Annotated in this window: 11 protein-coding genes; 6 read left to right on the top strand and 5 right to left on the bottom strand. The window is 72.1% G+C overall.

All coding sequences use genetic code 11. From position 1 onward, the window contains the following. Positions 1-30: 30 nt before the first annotated feature. Together ACFVUY_RS34655 and ACFVUY_RS34650 are read right to left on the bottom strand one after the other, a co-directional pair. Positions 31-984: a PAC2 family protein gene (locus ACFVUY_RS34655; RefSeq protein ID WP_359901210.1), complete on the bottom strand. Its 954-nt coding sequence runs from the start codon at positions 982-984 to the stop codon at positions 31-33. 343 nt (positions 985-1,327) lie between these two features. Next, positions 1,328-2,422, bottom strand: coding sequence for a hypothetical protein (locus ACFVUY_RS34650; protein WP_387736267.1), 1,095 nt, complete (start codon positions 2,420-2,422; stop codon positions 1,328-1,330). Between the two features lie 142 nt (positions 2,423-2,564). Here ACFVUY_RS34650 and metH point away from each other — a divergent pair, with 142 nt between their 5' ends. The 3 genes from metH to ACFVUY_RS34635 all read left to right on the top strand — a co-directional run bounded on the left by metH (position 2,565) and on the right by ACFVUY_RS34635 (position 8,748). Then, complete coding sequence (metH, locus tag ACFVUY_RS34645) at positions 2,565-6,077, top strand: methionine synthase (protein WP_387692990.1); 3,513 nt, start codon at positions 2,565-2,567, stop codon at positions 6,075-6,077. Positions 6,078-6,217: 140 nt separating this feature from the next. After that, a complete protein-coding gene (locus ACFVUY_RS34640; protein WP_359901201.1) occupies positions 6,218-6,922 on the top strand; it encodes an HAD family phosphatase in 705 nt (234 codons plus the stop codon). A 299-nt stretch (positions 6,923-7,221) separates the two neighbouring features. Further along, entirely contained in the window at positions 7,222-8,748 is a 1,527-nt protein-coding gene (locus ACFVUY_RS34635; RefSeq protein ID WP_387736265.1) for an ABC transporter substrate-binding protein, read from the top strand. Positions 8,749-8,845: 97 nt separating this feature from the next. Here ACFVUY_RS34635 and ACFVUY_RS34630 read toward each other — a convergent pair whose 3' ends face one another. Together ACFVUY_RS34630 and ACFVUY_RS34625 are read right to left on the bottom strand one after the other, a co-directional pair. Next, positions 8,846-9,517: a response regulator transcription factor gene (locus tag ACFVUY_RS34630; protein WP_188299078.1), complete on the bottom strand. Its 672-nt coding sequence runs from the start codon at positions 9,515-9,517 to the stop codon at positions 8,846-8,848. Beyond that, on the bottom strand, positions 9,518-10,417 hold the full coding sequence (locus tag ACFVUY_RS34625; protein WP_387736263.1) for a RecB family exonuclease: 900 nt from the start codon (positions 10,415-10,417) through the stop codon (positions 9,518-9,520). A gap of 160 nt (positions 10,418-10,577) precedes the next feature. Between ACFVUY_RS34625 and ACFVUY_RS34620 the strand changes: the two genes are divergently transcribed. From ACFVUY_RS34620 to ACFVUY_RS34610, 3 genes are all read left to right on the top strand, one after another. Then, the gene (locus tag ACFVUY_RS34620) at positions 10,578-11,795 is read left to right on the top strand and encodes a site-2 protease family protein (protein ID WP_387736293.1); all 1,218 of its coding nucleotides are present in this window, start codon (positions 10,578-10,580) and stop codon (positions 11,793-11,795) included. A gap of 60 nt (positions 11,796-11,855) precedes the next feature. Then, positions 11,856-12,815 carry a tRNA (adenine-N1)-methyltransferase gene (locus ACFVUY_RS34615; protein ID WP_387736261.1) on the top strand — a complete coding sequence of 320 codons (960 nt, stop codon included), beginning with the start codon at positions 11,856-11,858 and terminating at the stop codon, positions 12,813-12,815. A gap of 85 nt (positions 12,816-12,900) precedes the next feature. Beyond that, positions 12,901-13,563 carry a hypothetical protein gene (locus tag ACFVUY_RS34610; protein WP_387736259.1) on the top strand — a complete coding sequence of 221 codons (663 nt, stop codon included), beginning with the start codon at positions 12,901-12,903 and terminating at the stop codon, positions 13,561-13,563. Between the two features lie 56 nt (positions 13,564-13,619). On the opposite strand, the gene ACFVUY_RS34605 is transcribed toward ACFVUY_RS34610, so the two are convergent. Continuing rightward, a complete protein-coding gene (locus tag ACFVUY_RS34605) occupies positions 13,620-13,925 on the bottom strand; it encodes a ferredoxin (RefSeq protein ID WP_359901185.1) in 306 nt (101 codons plus the stop codon). Between the last annotated feature and the right edge of the window lie 172 nt (positions 13,926-14,097).

Genomic DNA, 14,097 nt, shown 5'->3' with positions numbered 1-14,097 from the left:
GTCCCGACGCCCCTTCGGCGTGCGGTGCTGCTACTCCTCCTCGGCGCCGTCCTGGCTCTCCCGGGCGCCGCCCGGCGCCTCCGGATCGGCCGGCCGCTCCGCCGTGGCGTGCCCGGACACCGGCTTCTCGCCGGTCGGCCCGACGTTCTCCCGGCGGCGCAGGTAGCGCTCGAACTCGCGGGCGATGGCGTCGCCGGAGGCCTCCGGCAGCTCCGCGGTGTCCTGGGCCTCCTCCAGCTGCTGGACGTACTCGGCCACCTCGCTGTCCTCGGCGGCCAGCTGGTCCACGCCGAGCTGCCAGGCCCGGGCGTCCTCGGCGAGCTCGCCCGGCGGGATGCGCAGGTCCAGCAGGTCCTCCAGCTTGTTGATCAGGGCCAGCGTGGCCTTGGGGTTCGGCGGCTGCGAGACGTAGTGCGGCACCGCCGCCCAGAGCGTCACGGCTGGCACCCCGGCGTGGGTGCAGGCCTCCTGGAGCACCCCGACGATGCCCGTGGGGCCCTCGTAGCGGCTCTCCTCCAGGTCCAGCCGGCGGGCCAGCTCCGGGTCGGAGGTGACCCCGCTGACCGGCACCGGGCGGCTGTGCGGGGTGTCGCCGAGCAGCGCGCCCAGGATCACCACCAGCTCGACGCCCAGCTCGTGCGCGAAGCCCAGCAGCTCGTTGCAGAACGAGCGCCAGCGCATGCTCGGCTCGATGCCGCGGATCAGCACGACGTCCCGGGTGGTCGGTTCCGTCACCCGGATCACCGAGAGCCGGGTGGTCGGCCAGGTGATCCGGCGGATGCCGCCGTCCAGCCAGACCGTGGGCCGGTTGACCTGGAAGTCGTAGTAGTCCTCCGCGTCCAGGGCGGCGAACACCTTGCCGCCCCAGGTCTCGTCCAGATGCGCCAGAGCGGCGGAGGCGGCGTCGCCCGCGTCGTTCCAGCCTTCGAAGGCGCAGACCATGACCGGGTCGATCAACTCGGGAACATCTTCCAGCTCGATCACCCAGCGTCTCCCTCCGGTCGGCGGTCGGACCTGCGCCGCCCCGGCTGGCCTGCCTGGGCGCCGACGGGCCGGCTGCCGACTGTCGAACCTCTCGTCTCCCGTGGAACGTCTCGCCCCACGGTCCCTACCTGCCCAGCCTACGGGCTTTGATGCGCACCGCGGCCGGGCACCGGGACAGTCTGGGGGAGCGGGCCGCCGCGATCCACCGGATATCGGCGACCCCGCGGCTGACGGGCCGTCAGGTGTCCGGTGGGGGTGAAGGGTGTTCGATTCGCGACGGAACGTGACGGCCGTCCGGGCGCGGCCGGGACGCACGGCCCTGCCGGACGGCCGTGCGGACGCGCTACCCGACGTCCACCCAGCCGCTGCGGTACGCCGCCCAGTGCTCGGGCAGCGAGGCGAAGTCCACGTACAGCGCGACGCCGAAGTTGGCCCGCTGCCGGTCCTCCCGGCCCAGGCCCAGTCGCACGCCCCGGACGGCGGCCCGGACGGTCTCGGCGTCGCCCCAGTGGCCCCACTTGTCGTCCCAGTAGAAGGGCAGGCCCATCAGCAGGTCCACGTCGGCCGGGGTGGCCCGCAGGGCGAGCTCGGTCTGCCGGGCGACGTAGCCGCCGTACAGCGGCTCGGTGGGCATCGAGGTGTCGTAGGTCATCACCGCGATCTGGTCGACCCGGCGGGCGGTCTCGGTGAAGTACGCCCCGTCCCACCACTTGCCGTGGTCGGTGAGCAGGATGCCGGCCGTGTGCAGGCCCGGGACCGGGTCGATCTGCGGGGCCGCCACCGACAGCTTGGCGCCGCGCGCCGCGGTGACCGGCCGGACCCGGTCGAGCAGGGCCAGCCAGCCCGGCGAACCGGGGCGGATCGGCTCCATGTCGAAGTGCACGCCGTCGAAGCCGAGGTCCAGCACCTGGCCGGCGGAGGCGGTGACCCGGTCCCTGGTGGGGCCGTCCTCCAGGTCCAGGGCGTCCTTCTCCGGCTTGACCTCGTCACCCAGCCAGCCCTGCAGCCGCACGCCGGGCAGCGCCCGGTGCACGGTGTCGGTGAACCAGCGGCCCCGGGGGTGGACGGCGGGCGGCAGCGAGCCGTCGTGCTCCAGCGGGCCGGTGTGCACGTAGAGGTCCCGGATGCCGGTGCCGGCCAGTTGCCGGACCAGTGCGGTCACGTCGGCCTCGGTCTTGCGGCCGTCCACCCAGGCGTGGCCGAGCCAGAGCGCGTCCCGGCCCCGGGTGCGGGCGTCGGCGGCGGGTTCGCCGGTGTAGTGCAGCCGGAACATCACGAACGCCGAGCCCAGCGCGGCCGGGGGCAGCGCCGCCACCAGCGCCAGGACCAGCAGTGCCCGGCGCCAGCGGGACCATGCCCGCCAGCGGTTGCGCAGCGCGCGGAACGGGGCCCCCAGGGCCCGACCGGCACGCTGCGCGGAGGTCCGGTATCGGGCCACGCGCTTGCTCCCCCCTTGCGGTCGAGCGCTCAGGATACGAAACGAACGGCGGGCCGACCCGTGGGCCGGATACCCTGGCGACGTGCGGGCCCGATCAAGCGGGTCCGCAAAGCCGACAGCCGTCGCACCAGGGAGAAGCCCCATGGCCACAGCAGCCACCCCGTCCATCACTCAGCAGAGCCGCGCGAACGCGCTGCGCGAAGCGCTCGCCACCCGGGTGGTGGTCGCCGACGGTGCCATGGGCACCATGCTCCAGGCGCAGGATCCGACGCTGGAGGACTTCCAGAACCTCGAAGGCTGCAACGAGGTCCTCAACGTCACCCGCCCGGACATCGTCCGGTCCGTCCACGAGGCCTACTTCGGGGTGGGCGTGGACTGCGTGGAGACCAACACCTTCGGCGCCAACTTCAGCGCGCTCGGCGAGTACGAGATCCCGGAGCGGATCTTCGAGCTGTCCGAGTCCGGCGCCCGGATCGCCCGCGAGGCGGCCGACGCCCACACCGCCGCCGACGGCCGCACCCGCTGGGTGCTCGGCTCGATCGGCCCCGGCACCAAGCTGCCGACCCTCGGCCACGCCCCGTACGAGACGCTGCGTGACGGCTTCCAGCGGAACGCGGCCGGCCTGATCGCCGGCGGCGCCGACGCGCTGCTGGTCGAGACCAGCCAGGACCTGCTGCAGACCAAGGCCGCGATCCTGGGATCCAAGCGGGCCCTGGCCGAGGCCGGGCTGGACCTGCCCGTGCTGGTGCAGGTGACGGTGGAGACCACCGGCACCATGCTGCTCGGCTCGGAGATCGGCGCCGCGCTCACCGCGCTGGAGCCGCTGGGCGTGGACTACATCGGCCTCAACTGCGCGACCGGCCCGGCCGAGATGAGCGAGCACCTGCGCTACCTGGCCAAGAACGCCCGGATCGGCCTGTCCTGCATGCCGAACGCGGGCCTGCCGGTGCTCGGCAAGGACGGCGCCCACTACCCGCTCTCCCCGGCCGAACTGGCCGACGCCCACGACGTGTTCACCCGCGAGTACGGCCTCTCGCTGGTCGGCGGCTGCTGCGGTACCACCCCCGAGCACCTGCGCCAGGTGGTCGAGCGGGTCCAGGGCCGTCCGATCGCCCCGCGCGACCCCCGGCCCGAGCCCTCGGCGGCCTCGCTCTACCAGGCGGTGCCGTTCCGGCAGGACACCTCGTACCTGGCGATCGGCGAGCGCACCAACGCCAACGGCTCGAAGAAGTTCCGCGAGTCGATGCTGGCCGGCGACTGGCAGGCCTGCGTGGAGATCGCCCGGGACCAGATCCGGGACGGCTCCCACCTGCTGGACCTCTGCGTCGACTACGTCGGCCGCGACGGCGTCGCCGACATGAAGGAGATCGCGGGCCGGCTGGCCACCGCCTCCACCCTGCCGATCGTGCTGGACTCCACCGAGCCGGAGGTGCTGCGGGCCGGCCTGGAGGCGCTCGGCGGGCGCGCCGTGCTGAACTCGGTGAACTACGAGGACGGCGACGGCCCGGACACCCGTTTCGGCCGGATCGCCTCACTGGCCCGCGAGCACGGCGCCGGCCTGATCGCGCTGACCATCGACGAGGACGGCCAGGCCCGCACCGCCGCCAAGAAGGTCGAGATCGCCGAGCGGCTGATCGCCCAGCTGACCGGCGAGTACGGCGTCGACGAGGGCTCGATCCTGGTCGACTGCCTGGCGTTCACCCTGGGCACCGGGCAGGAGGAGTCGCGCCGGGACGGCATCGAGACCATCGAGGCGATCCGCGAGCTCAAGCGCCGCCACCCGGACGTGCAGACCACCCTCGGCCTGTCCAACATCTCCTTCGGCCTCAGCCCGGCCGCCCGCATGGTGATCAACTCGGTCTTCCTGAACGAGTGCGTCGAGGCGGGCCTGGACTCGGCGATCGTGCACGCCTCCAAGATCCTGCCGATGGCGCGGATCCCCGAGGACCAGCGCGAGGTCGCGCTCGACCTGGTGTACGACCGCCGCAGCGAGGGCTACGACCCGCTCCAGAAGCTGCTGCAGCTGTTCGAGGGCGTCTCCTCGTCCTCGGTCAGGGCCTCCAAGGCGGAGGAGCTGGCCGCGCTGCCGCTGGAGGAGCGGCTCCAGCGGCGGATCATCGACGGCGAGCGGAACGGTCTGGAGGCCGACCTCGACGAGGCGCTGACGGAGCGCCCGGCGCTGGAGATCGTCAACAGCACCCTGCTGGCGGGCATGAAGGTGGTCGGCGAGCTGTTCGGCTCCGGCCAGATGCAGCTGCCGTTCGTGCTCCAGTCGGCCGAGGTGATGAAGACCGCGGTGGCCCACCTGGAGCCGCACATGGAGAAGTCCGACGACGAGGGCAAGGGCACCATCGTGCTGGCCACCGTCAAGGGCGACGTCCACGACATCGGCAAGAACCTGGTCGACATCATCCTGTCCAACAACGGCTACAACGTGGTCAACCTGGGCATCAAGCAGCCGGTCTCGGCGATCCTGGACGCCGCGCAGGAGCACCGGGCGGACGTCATCGGGATGTCCGGTCTGCTGGTCAAGTCCACCGTGATCATGAAGGAGAACCTGGAGGAGCTGAACCAGCGCAAGCTGGCGGCCGACTTCCCGGTGATCCTCGGCGGCGCCGCCCTGACCCGCGCCTACGTCGAGCAGGACCTGCACGAGATCTACGAGGGCGAGGTCCGCTACGCCCGGGACGCCTTCGAGGGCCTGCGGCTGATGGACGCGCTGATCGCGGTCAAGCGCGGCGTGCCCGGCGCCACCCTGCCGGAGCTCAAGCAGCGCCGGCACGCCCGGGTCGAGGTGGAGGAGCCGGAGCCCGAGGTCAACCTCGGCCAGATCCGCTCCGACGTCACGGTCGAGAACACCGTGCCCGTCCCGCCGTTCTGGGGCGACCGGATCGTCAAGGGCATCCCGTTCGCGGACTACGCCTCCTGGCTGGACGAGGACGCGCTGTTCAAGGGGCAGTGGGGTCTGAAGGCCGCCCGCGCCGGCGACGGGCCGTCCTACGAGGAGCTGGTGGAGACCGAGGGCCGGCCGCGGCTGCGGGCCTGGCTGGACCGGCTGCAGACCGAGGGCTGGCTGGAGGCCGCCGTGGTCTACGGCTACTACCCGGCCAACTCCAAGGGCGACGACCTGATCGTCTTCCACGAGGACGGCACCGAGCGCACCCGCTTCACCTTCCCGCGCCAGCGGCGCGGGCGCCGGCTCTGCCTGGCCGACTTCTTCCGCCCGGAGGAGTCCGGGGTGCGGGACGTGGTGGGCCTCCAGGTGGTCACCATGGGCAACCGGATCTCGGAGGCGGCCAACGAGCTGTTCGCCGGCAACTCCTACCGGGACTACCTGGAGCTGCACGGCCTCTCGGTTCAGCTGGCCGAGGCGCTGGCCGAGTTCTGGCACGCGCGGGTCCGCTACGAGCTGGGCTTCTCCGGCGAGGACCCGCAGGACGTCAAGGACATGTTCGCGCTCAAGTACCGCGGCGCCCGCTTCTCGCTCGGCTACGGGGCCTGCCCCGAGCTGGAGGACCGGGCCAAGATCGCCGACCTGCTGAGGCCGGAGCGGATCGGCGTGGTGCTCTCGGAGGAGTTCCAGCTCCACCCGGAGCAGTCCACGGACGCGATCGTGATCCACCACCCGGAGGCGAAGTACTTCAACGCCCGGTAACGCCCGGTTTCCACCGCGTTCGCTCTTTCCGGACGAAGCGGGCGTATCCTTGATGATCCTGAACGGGCCGGTCCGCTCACCTGCGGGCCGGCCCGTGCCTTCCCCGGGGCCGCCCCGGGCCTGCCGGAAGGACCCCTGCCATGACGACCAGTCCCACCGCCACGCGCATCCTCGACCACGGGGACGACCGCGGGCTCCAGGCGGTGCTGCTGGACATGGACGGGACGCTGGTGGACACCGAGGACTTCTGGTGGCAGGCCGAGGCCTCGCTCTTCGCCGAGCTGGGCCACGAGCTGGACGAGGCGGACCGCGCCCACGTGGTCGGCGGCCCGATGGCCAGGGTGATGGAGTACCTGGTCGCCCGGACCGGGGCGGACATCGCGCCGGACGACCTCGGCGTGCTGGTGAACCAGCGCTTCGTCGATCTGCTGGCCGGCGGGGTGCCGCTCATGCCGGGCGCCGAGCGGCTGCTCAACACCCTTGCCGCGCACGGCATTCCGGCCGCCATGGTGTCCGCCTCGCACCGGCACGTGATCGACATCGTGCTGCGCTCGCTGGGGGCCCACCACTTCGCCTTCACCATCGGTGGGGACGAGGTGCCGCGCACCAAGCCGTTCCCGGACCCGTACCTGGAGGCGGCCCGGCGGCTGGGTGCGGAGCCGTCCCGCTGCGTGGTGATCGAGGACACCCCGACGGGGGTGCGGGCGGGCGAGGAGGCCGGCTGCCCGGTGATCGCGGTGCCCTCGGTGGCGGCGATCGAGCCGGCCCCGGGGCGGCTGGTGCTGTCGTCGCTGGAGCAGGTCGACCTCGACCTGTTGCGTTCCCTGGTCGCTTCGCGGGTGTGATTGTCGTCTCATTGCGACCCCGCCCTACTGGCCGGTAAACGGCCCGGCGGGCCCCCGGAGCGAAGTCGTCGGGGGAGAAAACGGTCATTGACTGACAACTCGTCTGGCGTGCCGTGATGCCCTGAACCGCCGTGTCCCAAACGTCATCTGCTCGGGTATCGGTCGTGCGTGTTCGATATGGCACGCTACTCCAGTTCGTGCCACCCAAAAGGACGCGCCTCGTGAAGACTTCAGCTGAACGCCTGGCAGTACTCGGTTGCGCCGGTCTGGTCGCCGTGTCGGTAACGGGTTGCGGATCGGTGACCGACGTGGTCAAGGGGGACGGCGGCAAGTCGATCACCATGGGCACCAGTCAGCTGACCGGTGTCCTGGACCCGGCCGCCGCCTACGACTCCGGCTCGTGGCTGCTGCTGCGCAACACCTTCCAGTCGCTGCTCACGTTCCAGGCAGCGGCCAGCTCGCCCTCCCCGGACGCCGCGCAGGCCTGCGAGTTCACCGGTAGCGACGCCATCGAGTACCACTGCACCCTGAAGCCGGGCCTGAAGTTCTCCAACGGGCACCCGATGACGGCCCAGGACGTGGTCTTCTCGATCGAGCGCACCAAGAAGATCAACGACGCGAACGGCCCGGTCGAACTGCTCGACTCGATCAAGTCCGTCGAGGCCAAGGGCGACAACGAGGTGCTCTTCCACCTCTCCGCGCCCGACGCCACCCTGCCGGCCAAGCTGGCGAGCCCGGCCGGCGCCATCGTGGACCACCAGGTCTACCCCGCCGACAAGCTCGTTCCCAACGACAAGCTGATCGGCTCCGGCCCGTACCGCATCGACTCGGTCGAGAACCTGAACGGCGGCAAGCAGCTGGGCAAGGTCGTGATGTCGGCCAACGACAAGTACGGCGGCGAGGCCAAGCTGCGGAACAACAAGTTCACCGTGCGGTACTTCGACAAGTCCGAGGACCTGAAGGCCGCGCTGGACAAGAGCGAGGTCGACCTCACCGACAACAGCCTGGAGCCGAACACCGCCGCCCAGGTCCGCTCCGACCAGCAGGGCGGCAAGACCGACCTCCAGGTGACCGAGGGCGACAGCAACGACACCCGTTCGCTGGTCCTCAACACCAAGGACCCGCTGATGAGCAACGTCGCCGTCCGGCAGGCCGTCGCCCAGATGATGGACCGCAAGGCGCTGGCCCGCGACGTCTTCGCCCGCACCGTCCAGGCGCTCTACTCCATGGTCCCGGCCGGCCTGCCCGGCCACACCACGGTCTTCTTCGACCGCTACGGCGACCAGGACGTGAACAAGGCGAAGAAGATCCTCGCCGACGCCAAGGTCCAGACCCCGGTCAAGTTCACCCTCACCTGGTCCCGTTCGCGGGCCGGCAGCAACGAGGCCGAGACGCTGAAGAAGCAGCTGGAGACCGGCGGCCTCTTCCAGGTGACGCTCGCCCAGGAGCCGGACTGGGACTCGTACCGCAAGGGCTGGACCGAGGGCAGGTACCAGGCGTACGTCATCGGCTGGTTCGCCGACTACCCGGACCCGGACAACTACCTCGCCCCGCTGCTGATCAACGGCGGTGCCTACCACCACGGTTGGGACGACCCGCGGATCAGCGGAAGGCTGGTGCCGGAGGGCCTCAAGCAGACCGACCGCAGCGCCGCGGCCGCCACCTACGCGCAGATCCAGCAGATCGAGGCCGACAACGTGCCGCTGATCCCGCTGTACCAGAACAAGTCCTTCTTCGCGGCCCGCTCGTACGTCACCGGCGTCGAGTCCACCGTCGACACCACCGGCTACTTCCGCTTCTGGGAGATCAGCCGGACCAACAAGTAGCGCCCGCAGAACGGCGGCCCGCCCGCTTCCCCGTACCGACGGGGGAGCGGATGGGCCGCCGTGACGTTTCAGCGGCCGCGGACGGCCGCCGCCGCCCCTACAGGGCGCCCGGGCGCACCAGCCCGCTCTCGTAGGCGTACACGGCCGCCTGGACCCGGTCGCGCAGCTGCAGCTTGGTCAGCACATGGCCCACGTGCGTCTTCACGGTGGTCTCGCTGACGAACAGCTCGGCCGCGATCTCCGCGTTCGACAGCCCGCGCGCCACCAGCTTCAGCACCTCCAGCTCGCGCTCGGTCAGCGCGCTCAGCGCCTGCGGCGGCGCCTCGTCGCCCGAGGGCAGCTTGGTGGCGTACATGTCCAGCAGCCGGCGGGTGATGCTCGGCGCCAGCATCGCCGCGCCGTCCGCGACCACCCGGATCGCCTGCACCAGCTCCTCGGCCGGGACGTCCTTCAGCAGGAAGCCGCTGGCGCCCGCGCGCAGCGCCTCCACCACGTACTCGTCCAGGTCGAAGGTGGTCAGCACCAGCACCTTGGCCGGGCCGTCCCGCCCCGGGCCGGCGATCCGGCGGGTCGCCTCGACGCCGTCCATCCTGGGCATCCGGATGTCCATCAGCACCACGTCGGGCTGCAGCGCCCGCACCTGGTCCAGCGCCTGCTGGCCGTCGCCGGCCTCGCCGACCACCACGAGATCGGACTCGGCCTCCAGGATCATCCGGAAACCGGTGCGCAGCAGCGGCTGGTCGTCGACCAGCAGCACTCGGATCGTCACCTAGGACTCCTTGCTCATCGGATCCCCCGTGGGATCGCTTTCATCCGACGTACGCGCCAGCGGCAGCGGGTACGGCGGCGGGGTGCCGCCGAACTCCGGGCAGCTGGCCTGGTGGTCGCACCAGTCGCAGAGGCGGTTGCGGGTGGCCGGGAAGTCCCCGGTGGCCACCGCGTGGCCGATCCGTTCCCACAGCGCCTGGAGCTTGCGCTCCACCGCGAGCAGGTCGGCCTCGTCCGGGTCGTAGCTGACCACGTCCCCGCCGCCGCCGAGGTAGACCAGCTGGAGGCGCTTGGGGATCACGCCCTTCCAGCGCCACACCACCAGGGCGTAGAACTTCATCTGGAACATCGCCTTGCCCTCGAAGTCCCGCGAGGGCGCCCGGCCGGTCTTGTAGTCCACCAGCCGGACCTCACCGGTCGGGGCGACGTCCACCCGGTCGATGTAGCCGCGCAGCAGAAGCCCCGAACCCAGGGCCGTCTCCACGTAGAGCTCCCGCTCCACCGGGTGCAGCCGGGTCGGGTCCTCCAGCCGGAACCACTGGCCGACCAGCTTCTCGGCGTCCGCCAGCCAGCGGGTGAGCGCCTCGCCGTCCGGGTCCTCCGGGAACAGCGTGCCCAGCTCCGGGCGCTCGCCCAGCAGCCGCTCCCACTGCGGGCGCAGCAGGCCCAGCGCCCGCTCCGGCGTCCGCTCGGCCGCCGGGCTGTCGAACAGCCTCTCCAGCACCGCGTGCACCAGCGTGCCCCGGGTCGCCGCCGAGCTCGGCGGCTCCGGCAGCCGGTCGATCACCCGCAGCCGGTACAGCAGGGGACAGGTGAGGAAGTCCCCCGCTCGGGACGGGGAGAGCCCGGTCGGGGGTGCCGCCGGACGCACGGCGGCACTGCTGGTCTCGGTGTGCTGCATGGCTACGACCCTATTGCCCTTTCCTGTCATCCCGCTGCCACGGTGCTGCCACGGACGCGCGGGAGTGGGTATGAAGCCGGGGGGAGGGCCGCGCGGCGCCGGAGGGCGGCGATCACGTAGCGTGGGCGTACCGGGCACGACGGGGGAGACGACCGAAGGGATCACGGTGAGCGACAGCAGGGGGCAGCAGCCCTCCGACCGGCCACCGCGGGCGGGCGACGGGCGCCCGGCCGGGGCGCCGCCCGAGCGCCGCGGCGGCATCCTGATGGGCCGGCCCTTCGGCGTGCCCGTCTACGTCACTCCGTCCTGGTTCGCCATCGCCGCACTGATCACCTGGGTGTTCGGCGGACAGCTGGGCGAGGTTCTGCCCGACCTCGGCGGCGCCCGCTACCTGGTCGCGTTCTTCTTCGCGGTCGCCTTCTACGCCTCCGTCCTGGTGCACGAGCTCGCCCACACCCTGGTCGCGCTGCGCTACAAGCTCGGGGTACGGCGGATCCAGCTGCAGTTCTTCGGCGGGGTCTCCGAGATCGAGAACGAGGCGGAGAGCCCCTGGCGGGAGTTCTGGCTGGCCTTCGTCGGCCCGCTGCTCTCGCTGCTGCTCGGCGGCCTGTTCTACCTCGGGGTGCGGGCGGTGGAGCTCTCCACCGTGCCCGGGGTGCTGCTCACCGGCCTGATGATCTCCAACCTGGTGGTCGCCGCCTTCAACCTGCTGCCCGGGCTGCCGCTGGACGGCGGCCGGATGCTGCGCGCGGTCGTCTGGGCGATCAGCGGCAAGCCGATGACGGGCACGGTGGCCGCCGCCTGGGTCGGCCGCGGGCTGGCCGTCGCGGTGCTGATCGGCCTGCCGCTGCTGAGCGCCGCCCGCGGGGTCGAGCGCACCACCACCGACACCCTGGTGGACGCCCTGCTGGCCGCGGTGCTCGCCGCGATCATCTGGAACGGTGCCACCGGCAGTCTGCGCAACGCCCGACTCAAGGAGGTGCTGCCCGGCCTGCGGCTGCGCGAGCTGGCCCGGCGGGCCGTCGAGGTCACCGCCGACACCCCGCTGGGCGAGGCGCTGCGCCGCGCCCGCGAGGCCCGGGCCGGCGCGGTGATCGTGGTGGACGGCCGGGGCGAGCCGATCGCCCTCGTGCGCGAGGCCGCCGTCCGGTCGGTGCCCGAGCACCGCCGCCCCTGGGTGGCCGTCGGACCGCTCGCCCGCGACCTCGAACCCGGGATGCGGCTGAGCGCCGACCTCGGCGGCGAGGACCTGCTGCGGGCCGTCCAGGCCACCCCGGCGGGGGAGTACCTGGTGGTCGAGGCGGACGGCCGGGTGTACGGCGTCGCCTCGCTCAGCGACATCGAGCAGCGGCTGACCGCCGCCGTCTCCGGCCGCTGACCGACGGCCGCCGATCATGGTGGTAGGGCGGGAGGCTCCGCTTCCCTTAGGATTGTCGGCATGTCCGAACCGACCGGTGCCGCCCGCAGACGCGGGCCCTTCCAGGTCGGGGACCAGGTCCAGCTGACCGATCCCAAGGGTCGCCACTACACGTTCACGCTCCAGGCCGGGAACCAGTTCCACACCCACAAGGGTGCGTTCCCGCATGACGAGCTGATCGGCGCTCCCGAGGGCACGGTCGTGCGCACCACGGGGAACGTCCCGTACCTCGCGCTGCGTCCCCTGCTCCCCGACTACGTCCTGTCCATGCCGCGCGGCGCCGCCGTGATCTACCCCAAGGACGCCGGCCAGATCCTGGCCATGGCCGACATCTTCGCGGGTGCCCGCGTGATCGAGGCCGGCGTCGGGTCCGGCGCGCTCAGCATGTACCTGCTGCGCGCCGTCGGCGAGCACGGCATGCTGGCCTCCTACGAGCGCCGGCAGGACTTCGCCGACATCGCCCAGGGGAACGTCGAGCGCTACTTCGGCGGCCCGCACCCGGCGTGGAAGCTCACCGTCGGCGACCTCCAGGACAACCTGGTCGAGACCGACGTCGACCGCGTCATCCTCGACATGCTGGCCCCCTGGGAGTGCCTGGACGTCGCCTCCGAGGCGCTCGTCCCCGGCGGCCTCATCTGCTGCTACGTGGCCACCACCACGCAGATGTCCAGGACCGTCGAGGCGCTGCGCGACCACGGCACCTTCACCGAGCCGCAGGCCTGGGAGACCATGGTCCGCACCTGGCACCTGGAGGGCCTGGCGGTCCGCCCGGACCACCGGATGATCGGCCACACCGGCTTCCTGCTCACCGCCCGCCGCCTGGCGGACGGTGTGGAGCCGCCGCTGCGCCGCCGCCGTCCGGCCAAGGGCGCGTACGGCGAGGACTACGACAACGGGGCGCCCGAGCCCACCCTCCAGGAGCGCGCCGCCGCCCGCAAGGCCGCCCGCGACACGGAGACGGAGCGGCCCGACCTGGGCTGAGCCCCGGAACCCACCACGAAAGGGGTGGTACGAGCACACCGCTCGTACCACCCCTTTCGCATCCCGCCGATCACGGTGTGGGACGATGCTCGCGCACGCAGACCAGCTCCTGGAGCTCTGGAGGGGACGCCTGGTGGAGACCGCGGTCGGGACGACGACGGCGACGGCTGGACAGCGGACACCGCGGAGCCGCTCCGGGCCCGGGCACGCGCGCACCGCCCCCTGGCACTGGGCCGTCGCCCTGGCCGGCTGCGGCGCGGTGGTGGGGGCCGCGCTGGCCGCCTCCCCGGCGACCGGCACCCCGGTGCCCGCGCACCCCGTGCCCACGTCCCTCGCGGTGAGCGCGGGCCCCGACCCGGCCCAGGTCCAACTCCCGCTGGACTGCGGCCCGTTCCCGGTCAAGACGGCGCTCAGCGTGTCCGCGCGGCTCGGCGACGGGCGCCCCGCCACGGTGGTCACCGCGCACTGCGCCACCGAGACCGGCACCCCGCCGGACGCCGTCCTGCTGCTCGGCTTCGGCCCGGGCGGGCGCCCGGAGGTGGTGGCCACGCTGCTGCCCGAGCGCGAGAACCTCACCGTGAGCCGGATCGCGGTGCGTTCGGACGGCGCCATCACCGGCCACGCGCAGGGGTATTCGAGCGAGGACGTGCCGCGGTTCCGGCCCGACATCTCGGTCGACCTCACCTGGACGCGCAAGGGCGGCGGCTGGGAACGCTCCCAGACCGCCGCCCCGGTCTCCGCCGTGTGACGGACCGACCGCCGCGCGGACCGACCGCCGTGCGGACCCGCTGATCCGCGGGCCGGCTACTCCGCGTCCGGCCCGTACACCTCGACCCGGTCGGCGACCCGGCGCACGTGGATGCAGTCGCCGGGGCACTCCTTCGCCGAGTCCACCACGTCCTGAAGGATCGTCAGCGACACCGGGGCGGTCTCCCCGGGCTGCTGGCGCAGCTCGTCGTCCGGCCCCTTCACATAGGCCAGCCCGTCGATGTCGAGCTCGAAGACCTCGGGCGCGTACTGCACGCAGATGCCGTCGCCGGTGCACAGATCCTGGTCGATCCACACCTCCAGCTCTTCGGCCGCTGCCGCCGTCTGCTCGGTCACCGACATGGTCCCCTGCCGTTTCTGTCCCGGGTCGCCCCTATTCCTGGAGCAATCCCGCCATTCGTACAACGATCGGACCTCGACTTGTGGTCGCGATCGGATATCACTTCGCTCGACGATACATCTGGCCCGCTTTGGGTGGTGCGCGGTGGGTATCCCCCTTAGCAGAGGGGAAGCA

Origin of the sequence: Kitasatospora sp. NPDC058063, assembly GCF_042885395.1 — a bacterium.
Taxonomy (GTDB): Bacteria; Actinomycetota; Actinomycetes; order Streptomycetales; family Streptomycetaceae; genus Kitasatospora; species Kitasatospora lactacystinica.
The sequence above is the reverse complement of the archived record's forward strand: the minus strand, read 5'-3'. Positions and strand labels throughout refer to the sequence as shown.

Coding starts and splice junctions, on each gene's coding strand:
- metH (WP_387692990.1), top strand. CDS start 2,565: ATGGCCACAGCAGCCACCCCGTCCATCACTCAGCAGAGCCGCGCGAAC.
- ACFVUY_RS34640 (WP_359901201.1), top strand. CDS start 6,218: ATGACGACCAGTCCCACCGCCACGCGCATCCTCGACCACGGGGACGAC.
- ACFVUY_RS34615 (WP_387736261.1), top strand. CDS start 11,856: ATGTCCGAACCGACCGGTGCCGCCCGCAGACGCGGGCCCTTCCAGGTC.
- ACFVUY_RS34625 (WP_387736263.1), bottom strand. CDS start 10,417: ATGCAGCACACCGAGACCAGCAGTGCCGCCGTGCGTCCGGCGGCACCC.
- ACFVUY_RS34610 (WP_387736259.1), top strand. CDS start 12,901: ATGCTCGCGCACGCAGACCAGCTCCTGGAGCTCTGGAGGGGACGCCTG.
- ACFVUY_RS34605 (WP_359901185.1), bottom strand. CDS start 13,925: ATGTCGGTGACCGAGCAGACGGCGGCAGCGGCCGAAGAGCTGGAGGTG.